Origin of the sequence: Pseudomonas sp. KBS0710, from assembly GCF_005938045.2 — a bacterium.
Taxonomy (GTDB): domain Bacteria; phylum Pseudomonadota; class Gammaproteobacteria; order Pseudomonadales; family Pseudomonadaceae; genus Aquipseudomonas.
The window spans coordinates 2,725,454-2,739,607 of the sequence record NZ_VCCF02000001.1 but is presented as its reverse complement, the minus strand read 5'-3'; the positions used below and the strand labels follow the sequence as shown (position 1 = coordinate 2,739,607).

Annotated in this window: 7 protein-coding genes; 3 read left to right on the top strand and 4 right to left on the bottom strand. The window is 58.9% G+C overall.

Annotated features, from left to right (window positions below; genetic code table 11):
• Nucleotides 1-73: 73 nt before the first annotated feature.
• Nucleotides 74-3,526, top strand: a complete 3,453-nt coding sequence (locus FFI16_RS12495) for a hypothetical protein (protein ID WP_138817574.1) — start codon at nucleotides 74-76, stop codon at nucleotides 3,524-3,526.
• Between the two features lie 195 nt (nucleotides 3,527-3,721).
• Here FFI16_RS12495 and FFI16_RS12490 read toward each other — a convergent pair whose 3' ends face one another.
• The 4 genes from FFI16_RS12490 to FFI16_RS12475 all read right to left on the bottom strand — a co-directional run bounded on the left by FFI16_RS12490 (nucleotide 3,722) and on the right by FFI16_RS12475 (nucleotide 11,016).
• Entirely contained in the window at nucleotides 3,722-5,137 is a 1,416-nt protein-coding gene (locus FFI16_RS12490; protein WP_138817575.1) for an efflux transporter outer membrane subunit, read from the bottom strand.
• Nucleotides 5,134-8,313: an efflux RND transporter permease subunit gene (locus FFI16_RS12485; RefSeq protein WP_138817576.1), complete on the bottom strand. Its 3,180-nt coding sequence runs from the start codon at nucleotides 8,311-8,313 to the stop codon at nucleotides 5,134-5,136. Before FFI16_RS12485 ends, FFI16_RS12490 begins: the two co-directional genes overlap by 4 nt.
• A 15-nt stretch (nucleotides 8,314-8,328) precedes the next feature.
• Nucleotides 8,329-9,570 (bottom strand): multidrug efflux RND transporter periplasmic adaptor subunit MexE, encoded by a 1,242-nt coding sequence (gene mexE, locus FFI16_RS12480; protein WP_138817577.1) that lies wholly within the window; start codon nucleotides 9,568-9,570, stop codon nucleotides 8,329-8,331.
• Between the two features lie 231 nt (nucleotides 9,571-9,801).
• Entirely contained in the window at nucleotides 9,802-11,016 is a 1,215-nt protein-coding gene (locus tag FFI16_RS12475) for an MFS transporter (protein ID WP_138817578.1), read from the bottom strand.
• 114 nt (nucleotides 11,017-11,130) lie between these two features.
• Here FFI16_RS12475 and FFI16_RS12470 point away from each other — a divergent pair, with 114 nt between their 5' ends.
• Nucleotides 11,131-12,042, top strand: coding sequence for a LysR family transcriptional regulator (locus FFI16_RS12470; RefSeq protein ID WP_138817579.1), 912 nt, complete (start codon nucleotides 11,131-11,133; stop codon nucleotides 12,040-12,042).
• Nucleotides 12,043-12,084: 42 nt separating this feature from the next.
• Entirely contained in the window at nucleotides 12,085-14,139 is a 2,055-nt protein-coding gene (locus FFI16_RS12465; protein WP_138817580.1) for a prolyl oligopeptidase family protein, read from the top strand.
• Nucleotides 14,140-14,154: the final 15 nt, after the last annotated feature.

Genomic DNA, 14,154 nt, shown 5'->3' with positions numbered 1-14,154 from the left:
CTTCGGACTAAGCCTATCTTTTTGCAATGAGCAATTTTCAGATTATTAGGCTCCTTTCTCTGGAGTACTTTTAATGAACTTATCCCGTGTCGATTCAGGCAACAGTCCGCGCCTGCACTCATCCAATCCGCCACCCGGTGAGCTGAACCTGGCGACGTCAACCTCTCAATCGGATAAGCCGGTTGTTGTCGTTAAAACAACCGCTGAAGCTGACACTGAACTGGCCACCATGCTGGCAGATCATCACCAAGGCGATTGGAGCTTTCAAAGTGTGTCGCCAGAGACGTCGTTTGGTAAGTGGAAGGGCCATTTTGATAAAGCGTGGAACTCGCCGGCTATGCAGGCGTGGCTAAGCGCGCAAAATTTATGGATGCATATGCATACGTTCACCATAGTGGGGACCACCCTGACTGTACAAGCGCAAGACACCGGCAAAATCACTACGTTTACCCCTTCTGATGGCAGCGGTTGGTGGCCGATCGCACGGCAGGTGATAGCCAGTGCTGCCATGCTTGGTCCACGAGGGAAGCACCTGAGCTGGCCCGAACCCGCGAGTTTGCCCGCTGAGATCGCGGGGTTCTACGGCGTTCGCTGGCCGATCAACAAAAGTGATGAAGAAGCGCTCAAAGCCAACGGTTTTCCGGTAATTCGTGTAGAGGATGACCCCCTGCGCTCACCTGAAATGCGCAAGCTGGCAGAGCGCGAGTTCTTAGATGTAGAAAACGAAAGCGCGTTGATAAAGAATCTGCTCAGTAAGCTCAAGGACAAGCCGGACGACGAGGACATCGACCTCAGAGCGATTGCCCAGGACATTGCACCGGGGTCGTCACTTGATATTGCCAATCGCTCGGGGCTCAAAATATTGAAGCGCCTGATGCGTGATCCCCTGATGGCGCCCATCTTGAGCGCGAAAAACCTAGGTGTGAATGCCCAGGTTCGGCTGCAGTATGGGCAGCTTATGCTATGCGCCAACGGCAAATCCAGACCTTGGCATGACGTGACGGACCAAGTTTTGGCCCATCCAGCGCTTGCGCAACTGCTCGACTGTGCCACTCAGCAATCGGAAGCAACCGGAAACATAATCAGATCACAATCGGTCGGCGATCTATGGCAATTGCTTCGGTTTGCAACGTCGAGCGAGTTACCGGCTGTCAATACTGCCGGCGTTTTGCGCAACATTTTGAACTGGAAACTTAACCCGCTACCACCAGAACCCGAACTGGGCAGCTATGGCCGCAATTTTTTGGAAGACAAGCAATCTCTTGACTGCCTGACCGAGGAGCAACGTATCAGGGTCCGCCGGTCAGCACCCGGCACCAGCATACCGCCACCGTTGACACTGCTTGATTGTTCACCGAAACCCTGGGCAGGCCGGAGCCCGGAATACATCCGCCAGAATGCCGACGAACTCATCAGCCAGGCATTGACTCAGGGCGAAGGACTGAAGCGCTGTGCGCCTATTCTTGCCGCACTCAAAGACGATCCTTCAGAGGCGCCCGGAAAATCTTCGCCGAGCTATCGCAAACAGCTGATCCTGACGCGCGATCTACTGGTCATTGATCCCATACTGGGTACGCAGCGTAATCATATTGGCGGCTACAATCTGTACTCTGCATCGAACGCAGGGAAAACCCTGTTCGAGGTGCGTACTGAGCTTGAACGACACCTCGCCAGAGAAAAAAAACTGCCCCGGGAGCAAGCCATACTGGTCACGCATGCGTTGTTGTCGACCGTCGCTCCCGAGTTTCTGGTGAAAGGCGCCGACACGGTACGTGTGGGGACGTTGCCACTTGTCAGCCTGCGCGTTCAAACGGCACTGGTGGAAATGGCATCTCAAGGCAGTTCGCGCCTGATGAGTGCAGAACAACTTGGCTCTCGTGCCTTACTGAAGCCGATTTCGCCTGAGCACGAACAATTGGAAGCAATGCACAGTGCCGGGCCGATATACGATTGGGCCGTGGCCCAAGGTTGTATGGTCGATGAGGATGATTACTCACCCACGGCGCTGAATGCCGCGTTAATTGCTTACAATGGGCGCGTGAACGAAAGTGTGCTAATGGCCGACAGCCTTGCTAACGCCAACTCATTACTTAAAACCCGCACGCAAGCGGGTGAACAGGAGTTGGAGCGGGTGTGTCCTGGCCAGAGTGAGTTTTTCAATAAACGAACGGTTTTGTTCAACCCTAGCTCATTAGTTCTTGACCTTGGGCCAATGAACACTATTGCTGGAATAGTCACCGTCATACGGAATGAGCCCAAAGCCAATGCCTTAGGGCTTGCAGCGGGGCCTGTTTCGATCAAGGATTTATACTTGTCAGGCGAGTTGACGGCCGAAAATATAAACACGAAAGAATGGAGTTTTATCAATCCTCAGGATAAAACAGCCTTTGACGCGTTAAAGAGTCAACTGGTGAACTTGAGGCCGATCACAGCCGTTTTTCATCAACCTTTCATGAACGGCATTAGCAACTTGGCAAACTATCAGGTCATTGCCACGAAAATGCTGATGTGCGAATTGCCTGTTGAAGACAGGCGAAGGTTGGAGTTTGGAGAGGTCACGGTCTATGGCGCTTCGAATCAGGAGGGTGACCTCAGTCAAGAAGAGGCTCAGCAGAAAATCGGGCCTATTCTATTTCTCAGAGATGCGTTGGGCGCCAAGTGTTATGAGCTTTTGCCCGGCACTTACCGTTACGCCGAACGCCCGGAACTGGTCGACGCCATGACGTTTATGAGTAATACCGGTACCGATTCCTTCGGGAGAATCATGCGCCGGCGTCTTACCCCGACGTTGCCGGTTGACATTGAGGTCGTCGCGCACTTTCCCGCACCGCCAACACGTCAGGGTGTATCAGCGGGTTTGCCCAATACCTATTCATCGACACGAACAGCTGAAGTTCTTAGTGCGCTGCAACTGGAAAAATTGCTCGTCGCCCCCCTGCTGCTGCTGAAGCAAGCTGCAGGCACGACGTACAACGAAGCCGTTCAGCAGCGTTTGGATGCCATCGACAATTTCGTCATCAATACCCTGATTCCGTTCAAAGGCAATATCGAAGAAATCGCCTCAATAGACCGCCGGCGTGCTGCCGTGGGCGCTATCGGGCTGGGCGTGGAAATTGTAGGGGCTCTGTTTGTGGCCGCCAGTGCCGTCAGCGCGGTTGCAAAGGCAGGGTCGATAGCTGCCAAGTTAGCCGTTGTGGGTAAAGCAGTGCTCTCGATGTTTAATCTACCGGGGGCGGTGGCCGGCACGACGAAATCCTTGTTTCGTCTCACCGCAATGGGCGTCAGAAGCGTGGGGGGGAGCGTCCCTAAATCATTAGGGAAGGGACTCTCTCATTTCAAAAAGCTGGCGGGTGGTAGCAAAAAAACCGAGAAATTAATCAGGCTATCGCCACGCGAGCGTACGGGCAAAGAGGTCAGTAACTTAGTGGCAAACACCGGATTGATAAATACGGTTAACGGCACGGTAGATTTTGCCCAGCAATCACCGCCCAATACGTCTGAAGGCAGAATCGTTACTAATACGTAACGACTGTTGTTTGGAGCAGGGATGCTTATCTCTCGCTGGTTTAACCCCGATACTCCGCCCCCTCGACAACTGTCGCCCGCCTGCACGACCGAGCCGTAAAGTCTCACCTTAAATCAGCAAAAAAAAGCCCTGCGACCGAAGGAGCCGCAGGGCTAAAAATTGGCTGGATGCGACCAACCAAAGGAGCTCTTTACATCACTTGCTGCTGGCCACGACCGTGTCCGGCTGCCAGCCACCACCCAAGGCCTTGTAGATCGCGACAATGCCGCGATACAGGTCGACTTCGGCCTGGGCCTGGGAGTCTTCAGCCGCCAAGCGCTCACGTTGCGCGTCGAGCAATACCAGGAAGTCCACGGTGCCTTCGCGATAACGAATCGCGGCGAGGTCCGCGGCAGCGCGGCTGGATTCACTCTGACGAATTAATGAGACCAGGCGCTGCTGGCGTTTGCCGTAATCGCTGAAGGCGTTTTCGGATTCTTCCAGCGCCAGCAGTACTTGCTGCTCATAGGTTGCCAGCGCGCCATCGGCTTCGGCATTCGCACCGCGCAAACGCGCACGCACGCTGCCCAGGTCAAAGGCGGCCCAGGTGATGCTTGGGCCTAGGGACCAGGCATTCGCGGCGGCCGAGCCAATCTGCGAACCGCGCCCGGCAGTAAAGCCGAGGAAGCCGCTGAGGCTGACCCGTGGGAACAGGTCGGCCTTGGCCACGCCGATACGCGCGGTGGCAGCAGCCAGTTTGCGTTCGGCACTGAGGATGTCCGGGCGCCGTTGCAGCAACTGGCCTGGGTCGCCAATTGGCAGCGCTTTGGCAATCGCCGGCAGGTCTTTGGGGCTCAGGTCCACGCTCAGCTTGTCGGGGCGCTGGCCGAGGAGGGTGGCGATGCGGTTACGCTCGCGCACTTGCTCGGCTTGCAGTTGCGGCACGCTGGCTTCAACGGCCGCCAGGCGTGCGTCGGCGCGTTCCACATCGAGCTGATCGCCAACACCCGCATCACGCAGGCTCACGGTGATGGTGCGCGATTCCTGCTGGTTCTTCAGGTTGTCCAGGGCGATACGTTCACGCAACTGCGCACCGCGCAATTGGCCGTAGGCGTCGACCAATTCGGCAATCATGCTGACTTGCAGTTGGTACAGGTCGGCCTCGGCGACCTGTTGGTCAGCGTCGCTGGCCTCCAGGTTGCGGCGGATACGCCCAAACAAGTCGACTTCCCAGGCCATGTCCAGGCCCAGGTCGTAGCGCTCGCTGTTGACACGCTTGGTGGTCTGGCCGGGGATCTGACCTTTGCCCACATCACTGCTGGCGCGAGAGGTGACGACCGGCATGATATCGGTGGCCACGTCATCACGGATGGCACGTGCCGCCCGCAGACGGGCGAAGGCCACACGCAGGTCGCGGTTACCGCTCAGCGACTGGGTCACCAGTTGGTTGAGGGTCGGGTCCTCGAACTGCTGCCACCAGATGCCTTCGTACTTGGCGTGGTCATAGCTCTTGGTGTCGGCGGCGGCCGTGATATTGGCCGCCTCCAATTTTTCGGTTTTGTAGTCCGGGCCCACGGCACAGGCGCTCAGCGCCAGTACCAGCAAGCTCGGCAAAAATACTTTCACGCTCATTGCTGTGTCTCCAGCTTCAAGGCCTTGGCCGCTTTGCGTGCTTCGCCGCGCTCCACATAACGACGGATCAGGACGTAGAACACGGGCGTCAGCAACAGACCGAAGAAGGTCACCCCGATCATCCCGGAGAACACCGCCACGCCCATGGCATGACGCATCTCGGCACCGGCACCGCTGGACAACACCAGGGGCACCACACCCATGATGAAGGCGAACGAGGTCATCAGGATCGGCCGCAGACGCAGGCGGCAAGCTTCCAATACTGCCGCCAGCGGATCGAGCCCCTCGGCTTGCTTATCCTTGGCAAACTCGACGATCAAAATCGCGTTCTTACACGCCAGGCCCACCAGTACAATCAGGCCGATCTGAGTGAAGATGTTGTTGTCGCCACCGGAGATAATCACCCCGGTGATGGCCGACAGCAGCGTCATCGGTACGATCAGGATTACCGCCAATGGCAGGCTCCAGCTTTCGTATTGGGCGGCCAGTACCAGGAACGCCAGCAGTACGCAAAGCGGGAACACGAACAGCGCGGTGTTGCCCGAGAGGATTTGCTGATAGGTCAGGTCGGTCCACTCGTAGGTCATGCCATTGGGCAGTTCATCTTTGAGCAGTTTCTCAATCGCAGCCTGGGCCTGGCCGGAGCTGTAGCCCGGTGCGGCGTTGCCGTTGATTTCTGCGGTGATAAAACCGTTGTAGTGCATCACGCGGTCCGGCCCCGAGGTGTCGCTGACCTTGATAAAGGTCGCCAGCGGGATCATCTCGCCCTTGTTGTTACGCACCTTCAGCTGGCCGATCTGGTCTTCATCCAGGCGGAACTGCTGGTCTGCCTGCACGTTGACCTGGTAAGTACGGCCAAAGCGGTTGAAGTCGTTGGCATACAACGAACCCAGGTAGATCTGCAGGGTGTCGAAGATGTCGCTGATCGCCACGCCGTGGGTCTTGGCTTTTTCACGGTCGATAGCAGCATCGACCTGGGGCACGTTGACCGTGTAGCTGGTGAACAGGCCGAACAATTCAGGCGTGGTGCGGCTCTTGGTGATGATGTTCTGCACTTCTTTGTACAGCTCGTCGTAACCCAGGTTGCCACGGTCTTCGATTTGCAGGCGGAACCCGCCGATCGTACCCAGGCCCTGTACCGGCGGCGGTGGGAAGATCGCCATGTAGGCTTCCTCGATGCTGCTGTATTTGCCGTTCAGTGCCCCGGCAATGGCGCCGGCGGACATGCTCGGGTCTTTACGCTCATCGAAGGGCTTCAAGGTCACGAACACGATGCCGCTGTTCGGGCTGTTGGTGAAACCGTTGATCGACAGGCCCGGGAAGGCTACGGCGGCTTCCACGCCTGGCTGCTTCAGCGCGATGTCGGACATGCGCTTGATCACGTCTTCGGTGCGGTCCAGGCTCGCGGCGTCCGGCAATTGCGCGAAGGCCACCAGGTATTGTTTGTCCTGGGCCGGTACGAAACCGGTTGGCGTATGGGCAAAGCCCAGCCAGGTCAGGACCATCAGGCCGGCGTACAGGAACAACGCGATACCACTGCCGCGAATTACCCGGCGTACGGTGCCCACATAACCATGGCTGGCTTTCTCGAAGAAACGGTTGAACGGACGGAACAACCAGCCACCCAACAGCTTGTCGAGCACCTTGGAGAAGCGATCCTTCGGTGCGTCATGGCTGCGCAGCAACACGGCGGCCAGGGCAGGGGACAAGGTCAGCGAGTTGAAGGCCGAGATCACTGTGGAAATGGCAATGGTCAACGCGAACTGCTTATAGAACTGCCCGGTCAAGCCGCTGATAAAGGCCGCTGGAATGAACACCGCACACAGTACCAACGCGGTCGCGATGATCGGGCCGGTCACTTCGCTCATGGCCTTTTCGGTGGCAGGGAAGGGTTCGAGACCCAACTCGATATTTCGCTCGACGTTCTCCACCACCACGATGGCGTCGTCCACCACGATACCGATGGCCAGTACCAGGCCGAACAGCGACAGGGCGTTAAGCGAGAAGCCAAACAGGTGCATTACTGCAAAGGTACCGATCAACGATACCGGCACCGCCACCAACGGAATGATCGAGGCACGCCAGGTTTGCAGGAACAGGATCACCACCAGCACCACCAGGATCAGCGCTTCGAACAGGGTGTGAACCACCGCCTCGATAGAGCCACGCACGAAGATGGTAGGGTCATAGACGATGCTGAAATCCATGCCTTCCGGGAAGCTCTTTTTCAGCTCCGCCATCTTGGCGCGCACTTCGTTGGAGATCTCGATGGCGTTGGAACCCGGACGCTGGAAGATCGGGATCGCCACCGCCGGCTGGTTGTTGAGCAACGAGCGCAGCGCGTACTGGCTGGAACCCAGCTCCACCCGTGCAATGTCTTTAAGGCGGGTGATTTCACCGTTATCGCCTGAGCGAATAACGATGTTCTCGAACTCCTCTTCAGTGACCAGGCGGCCCTGAGTGTTCACCGACAACTGGAAGCTGGTGGCATTCGGCGCAGGTTGCGCACCCAGGGCACCGGCGGCCACTTGACGATTCTGCTCACGAATCGCGTTGACCACATCGGTGGCGGTCAGGTTGCGCGACGCAGTTTTGTTCGGGTCCAGCCATACACGCAAGGAGTAGTCGCCCATGCCGAACAACTGCACGTCACCCACACCGCCCAAACGCGCCAACTCATCCTTGACGTTGAGCAAGGCGTAGTTGGACAGGTAGAGCATGTCGTAACGCTTGTCCGGCGAGGTCAAGTGCACAACCATGGTCAGGTCGGGGGAAGCCTTGTCGACGGTAATACCGATACGCGTCACTTCCTCAGGCAGCTTTGGCTGCGTGCGGGTCACACGGTTCTGTACCTGTACCTGCGCGTTGTCCAGGTCGGTGCCCAGGGCGAAGGTGATGGTCAGGGTCAGCTTGCCGTCGGCGGTCGACTGCGAGGACATGTACAGCATGTTCTCGACGCCGGTGATGGCTTGCTCCAAGGGAGCGGCCACGGTTTCACCGATGACTTTAGGGTTGGCGCCCGGGAAGTTGGCACGTACCACTACAGTCGGCGGCACCACTTCCGGGTATTCGCTGATCGGCAGTTGGAACAGCGAGATCGCACCGGCGATCAGGATCAACAGCGACAGCACCGCTGCAAAGATCGGCCGCGAAATGAAGAACTTGGAAAAATTCATCTTGAGTTGTATCCCTTAACCGCGTGGAGTCGCGACGGCTGCGAGCTTGGGCGCGGCTTTATCCGGCGCCACTTGCTCCAGGTTGCTGGCTTCAAGCGCTTGTCGTTGTTGTGCCAAGGCGGCGAGGGTTTCCTTGCTGGCCATCGGGATCGTTTCCGGAGCAACCGGCGAACCCGGGCGAATGCGCTGCAGGCCCTTCACGACGATGGTGTCGTCCTTGTTCAACCCGCTGCGCACGATGCGCAGGCCTTCGATCTTCGGCCCCAGTTCCACCGAGCGATAAGCCGGCTTGTCGCCGTCCATCACCAGCACGAACTTCTTGCCAAGGTCGGTGCCGACCGCTTCGTCGTTAATCAACACGGCGGAGTAAGTGCCGCTGCCGACCAGCTTCAAGCGCGCATACAGGCCAGGGGTGTATTCGCCCTTGCTGTTATCGAATACGGCGCGGCCGCGAATGGTGCCGGTGGCCGGGTTGACCTGGTTATCGACAAAGTTCATCTGGCCCAGATGCGGGTTGCCGGTTTCATTCGACAGGCCCAGGTACACAGGCGTCGTTGCGCCACGGCGGCCTTCACGCGCCAGTTCGGTGTACTTGAGGTACACGCGCTCGTCGGCGTCGAAGTAGGCGTAGACCTTGTCGGTGGAGACCACGCTGGTCAGTGGCGTAGTGTCGGCGGTCACCAGGTTGCCGGCGGTGATTTCGGCACGGCTGACGCGGCCACTGATCGGCGAGGTCACGCGGGTGAAACTCAGGTTCAGCTTGGCCAGGTCCAACTGCGCCTGGATCCCGGCGACAGCGGCGCGGGCTTCCTGGGCGGCGGTGGTGCGCGAGTCAGCCAGTTCGGCGGAGATCGCATTGCTCTGGCGCAGGCGTTCGCCACGTTGCGCTTCGTTATCGCTGCGGCTGGCGGCGGCTTTGGTTTGTGCGAGCTGGGCTTCGAGGCGGCGCACCTCAGTCTGGAACGGACGCGGGTCGATCTGGAACAGCAGGTCGCCTTTCTTCACCAGCGCGCCTTCGGTGAAAGCCACCTGATCAATCTGGCCGGACACGCGCGGACGAATCTGCACGGTTTCCGGGGCTTCCAGGCGACCGGTGAATTCATCCCACTCGTTGACCGGTTGTTCCAGCACCTTGGCCACACTGATTTTCGCCGGGGGCATGGCGGCCGCTTGATCCGGGGTCTTGCCGCAGGCGCTCATCACCACCACGGCCAAAATCGCCAAGGGGAAGCGCAAGTGTTTGAGTGACTGTTCCATGAGGTGCATCCGCCAATGTATTTGAGATGGGCGGATCATGCGCGGCGAGGTGCTATGTCACGAATCGAATGAAACAAAGGTAACTATCATTCGGAATGATATAAGCGAGAGATGAGCCCTCTAGAATGGCGGTTTCGTTAGGGAGCTATCAATGGGCTTGATGGCAAAAGTGTATTGCGTAGCCTGCAAGGAACCACGCTCACAGGCCGCTGTCCGTGCCCTGCAGCAGGCTTAACCGTCTGCCGGTGACGCCAGGTTGCCACGCGGCCTGCCAATCAGCCCGCCCAAAAAGTACATCAACCCGCCCGCCACAACAAAAACCACCAACATATAAAACATGCTGTACGCCGGCTGCGTCGCCAACACCCACCCACACAACGCCGGCCCCAACGCAGCGCCGACATTGCTCAGGTTCTGCGCGGCGTAATACATGCCGCGCAGGTGATTGGGTGCGATGTTGTCGATGAACATGTATTCGGCCGGGAACACGATAATTTCGCCAAGGGTGAAAATCGCCATCGACAGCACCCACATCAGCAGCGTGGTCGACAGCGCAAACCCGCCCAGGCCGACGACAAACAGGCTGAGCCCTGCGGCCAGCCATCGGTTCAGGTAACGCGGGGAAATCCGTTTGCCGAGGCTGTATTGCAAGCTGATCACCGTCAGGGCATTGGTGGCCACAATCGTGCTGATGATCCGATAGGTCTCCTGAGGCGTGGTCGTGACGATCAGGTACTGCGAGAGGTAGGCCGTGAACTGGCCGAACACCACGGCACTGAGCAGTCCGCCGAGGGTAAAGCACACCAGGCGGTAATCGCGCAGCAGCAGTGTGCCCACGGCCAGGAACGCTACGGCTGGCTGGTTTGCTTGGAAAGTCTGCAAACACTTATCGCCCCATACGCAGTAGGCCAACCAGAACCCGGCGCCAAGCCCGGCTGAGATAAGAAACGGCAGGCTGGAATCCACAGCGGCCAATCCCGCGCCAAGGAACGGCCCGACGGCATAGCCGATATTGGTCAGCGTGTATTTGATCGAAAACGCTTCACTGCGCTGTTCAATGGGAAGCAGGCTGCCAAACCCGGCTTTTACCGCGATATCGATCACCGCATACGCCAGATTCACCGCCACCAGGCACAGGTAGAACAACCAGAGCGCGGGCGCGATAGACGCACCGAGAAAGCCCAGGGTGAAGACGCCGCAGAACAGCAGGATAAGCCGATAACTGCTCATCCGGTCCACCAGGAAACCGCCATACAGGCTCAGCAGTGAGCCTATGATCAGTGTGCTGCCGATCACCAGGCCGATATCGGCGATGCTCAAGCCAAAGTGGCCTGATAAGTAAATGACCAGGTAAGGCAGGGTGATTGCGCGGGCGAGTGTCAGTATCAGTGAGGCACTCAATAGCAGGTTAAGGGTGGCAGGGTAGTGTTTCAGCGTGGCCAGCATTCGAGCCTCATCGTGCATTTATAAGCAGGGAAGCAGCTTACGCTTGAACTGAGTTCTGATTTAGGATGGTTTTTATTGAGATACAGGAATTCAATTCATGAATAAGGAGCGTGCATGTTTTCCTCAGAGCGCCTCAAGGGCATCGATGTATTTGTCTGTGTCGCGCAGTACGGCAGCTTTACCGCAACCGCCGAGAAAATGAACCTGACCGCTTCGGCCGTGAGTAAAAGCATTGCGCGCCTGGAGGCTCGTCTGGGTGCGCGCCTGTTCCAGCGCACCACCCGCAGGTTAGCGCTGACGGATGCAGGTGTTGGGTATCTGCGCACCTGCAACAGCGTATTAGCCGACCTGGAAGAAGCCGAATGGGCACTGCAGGCTGAAAACACCGAACTGCGCGGGCGTGTGCGCATTGACCTGCCCGGCGCCTTTGGCCAGGCGCAGGTGCTGCCGATCCTGCTGCCGTGGCTGCACACGCATCCATTGCTGACCCCGCACATTTCCTTCTCCGATGGCTTTGTCGATCCGTTCAAGGAAGGCGTGGATGTCGTGGTACACATCGGCGACGCCCCGGCCTGGCCGGAGACGGTAGGGCAACAGTTACTCACCCGAGAGTGGCATGTGCTGTGCGCATCCCCTGCGTATCTCGCCCGCCACGGCATGCCGCAGTCTGAGCGTGACCTTGAACAGCATCAGTGCATTGCCTACGGCTGGCTCGATGGTCGCGTCAGCCCTTGGCGGCATGCTGGCGAACAAGGCGTGGCGCTGCACATAAACATTGAGCCGCAACTGGTGATCGGTCATGGCGACGGGCTTAAGATGGCCGCGCTGGCCGGCTGTGGTATCGCACAACTGCCGTCGTGGCTGGTTGAGCAACACTTGCGGGATGGCTCGCTGGTGCAAGTCTTGCCGCACTTGGCCAGTGTCGGCATGGGCATCAGCGTGGCCTGGGTCAAAAACCGCTACGCGCTGCCCAAGGTGCGCGCGGTAGTGGAGGTGCTGGTTGCAGGGTTGGGCGCGGCTGAGTGACACTCATCGATTTTCCGCACCGATTTTTGACAGGATTCGACCATGCCAAACCTACCTACACCGCCTTCCACGGGCGACGATCCTTACCTTTGGCTTGAACAAGTCGATAGCCCACAAGCGCTGGACTGGGTGCGCGCGCAGAACCTCAAGACCCACGCACGGCTCGCCGAATCCGAACCCTTCAAGGCCTTGCAGGCCGACCTGCTGGCGGTGCTCGATTCGGACAGCAATATCCCCTACGTAGAAAAAATCGGCGCCCACTATTACAACTTCTGGGTCGACGCCGCCCACCCTCGCGGCCTGTGGCGGCGCACCACGCTGGCGGAATATCGCAAGGCGCAACCGGCCTGGGAAACCGTGCTGGACATCGACGCGTTGAATGCCCTGGAACACGAGAATTGGGTCTGGCATGGCGCCGATTGCTTGTACCCAGGTTATCAACGTGCCTTGGTCGCACTCTCCCGTGGCGGCGCGGACGCGAGTGTCACGCGCGAATTCGACCTGGTCGAAAAAGCCTGGGTCGAGGACGGCTTTGGGTTGCCCGAATCCAAGGGAGGCCTGGGTTGGATCGACCACGACAACGTGTATGTGTTTACCGATTTCGGGGCTGGCAGCATGACGCGCTCGGGGTACCCGCGCATCGTCAAGCAATGGCTGCGCGGGACGCCGTTGAGTGCTGCCAGCGTTGTCTACGAAGGCGCGCACGACGATATGTACATCGCCGCGATGCACGACAGCACGCCGGGCTATGAGCGTGATTTTGTCAGCCGCACCCTGGCGTTCTACAACAATGAACTGTACCTGCGGGCCCAGGATGGCACGCTGAGCAAAATCGACGCGCCGAACTCGGCTGACAAGTCGGTGCACAAAGACTGGTTGCTCCTGCAATTGCGGGATGATTGGACGGTGGGTGACGGCTATGCGGCCGGCGCGTTGCTGGCCATCGACTTTGCACGGTTCATGGCCGGTGCGCGGGATTTCGAGGTGCTGTTCGAGCCATCGCAGACTACTTCGCTGGCAGGCATGGACTGGACCCGCAACCACTTGGTGCTCAACGTGCTGGAGGACGTCAGAAACCGCCTCAGCGTGCTGACGCCCGGCGCACACGGCTGGGCACGCAGCGCATTTATCGGCGCACCGGCGATGGCGACCGTGGACGTGAGTGCCGTCGACAGCGATGACAGCGACGCTGTGTGGATGATCACACGCGGCTTCCTCACGCCGGTCACGCTGTCGCTGGTTGAGCTTGGCGCCCAACCCGAAGTGCTCAAAGCCATGCCGGCGTTCTTCGATGCGAGCCGGCATGTGGTTGAACAGCACTTTGCCGTGTCCAAGGATGGCACCCGCGTGCCGTATTTCCTGGTGCACGAACAGGGCTTGCCGTACACCGCCAACGCGCCGACCTTGCTCTACGGTTACGGCGGCTTTGAAGTGTCGCTGTGCCCGGAGTATTCCGGCGGGTTGGGCCGCGCCTGGCTGTCCAAAGGCGGTGTTTACGCGGTGGCGAATATTCGCGGCGGCGGCGAATACGGCCCGCGTTGGCATCAGGCGGCGCTCAAGCACAATCGCTCGCGCGCCTATGAGGATTTTGCCGCCGTGGCGCAAGACCTGATCAGCCGCCACATCACCTCGCCGCGGCACCTGGCCGTGCAAGGTGGCAGCAACGGCGGCCTGTTGACCGGCAATATGCTCACCCAATACCCCGAGCTGTTTGGGGCCGTGGTCGTCCAGGTGCCGTTGCTCGACATGCAGCGCTATCACCATTTACTGGCAGGCGCCTCATGGATGGAAGAGTACGGCAACCCGGACGTGCCCGAAGAATGGGCCTACATCCAGACGTTTTCACCCTACCACCTGTTCGACCCGGCCAAGACCTACCCGCCGGTGCTGTTCACCACCTCGACCCGCGATGACCGTGTACACCCGGCCCATGCCCGCAAGCTTGCGGCCAGGATGATCGATGCCGGCCAGGACGTGACGTACTACGAAAACATCGAAGGTGGCCACGGCGGCGCGGCGGACAATGCCCAGAGTGCGTACATGAAAGCGCTGGTCTACGGCTTTTTGTGGGAGCGCTTGAGCGCCGGTCGCGGCTGACCGGCGCTCGCGGGT

Bases quoted from the DNA above. Each gene is read 5' to 3' on its own strand.
- FFI16_RS12495 (WP_138817574.1), top strand. From the start codon at position 74: ATGAACTTATCCCGTGTCGATTCAGGCAACAGTCCGCGCCTGCACTCA.
- FFI16_RS12490 (WP_138817575.1), bottom strand. From the start codon at position 5,137: ATGAGCGTGAAAGTATTTTTGCCGAGCTTGCTGGTACTGGCGCTGAGC.
- FFI16_RS12485 (WP_138817576.1), bottom strand. From the start codon at position 8,313: ATGAATTTTTCCAAGTTCTTCATTTCGCGGCCGATCTTTGCAGCGGTG.
- mexE (WP_138817577.1), bottom strand. From the start codon at position 9,570: ATGGAACAGTCACTCAAACACTTGCGCTTCCCCTTGGCGATTTTGGCC.
- FFI16_RS12475 (WP_138817578.1), bottom strand. From the start codon at position 11,016: ATGCTGGCCACGCTGAAACACTACCCTGCCACCCTTAACCTGCTATTG.
- FFI16_RS12470 (WP_138817579.1), top strand. From the start codon at position 11,131: ATGTTTTCCTCAGAGCGCCTCAAGGGCATCGATGTATTTGTCTGTGTC.
- FFI16_RS12465 (WP_138817580.1), top strand. From the start codon at position 12,085: ATGCCAAACCTACCTACACCGCCTTCCACGGGCGACGATCCTTACCTT.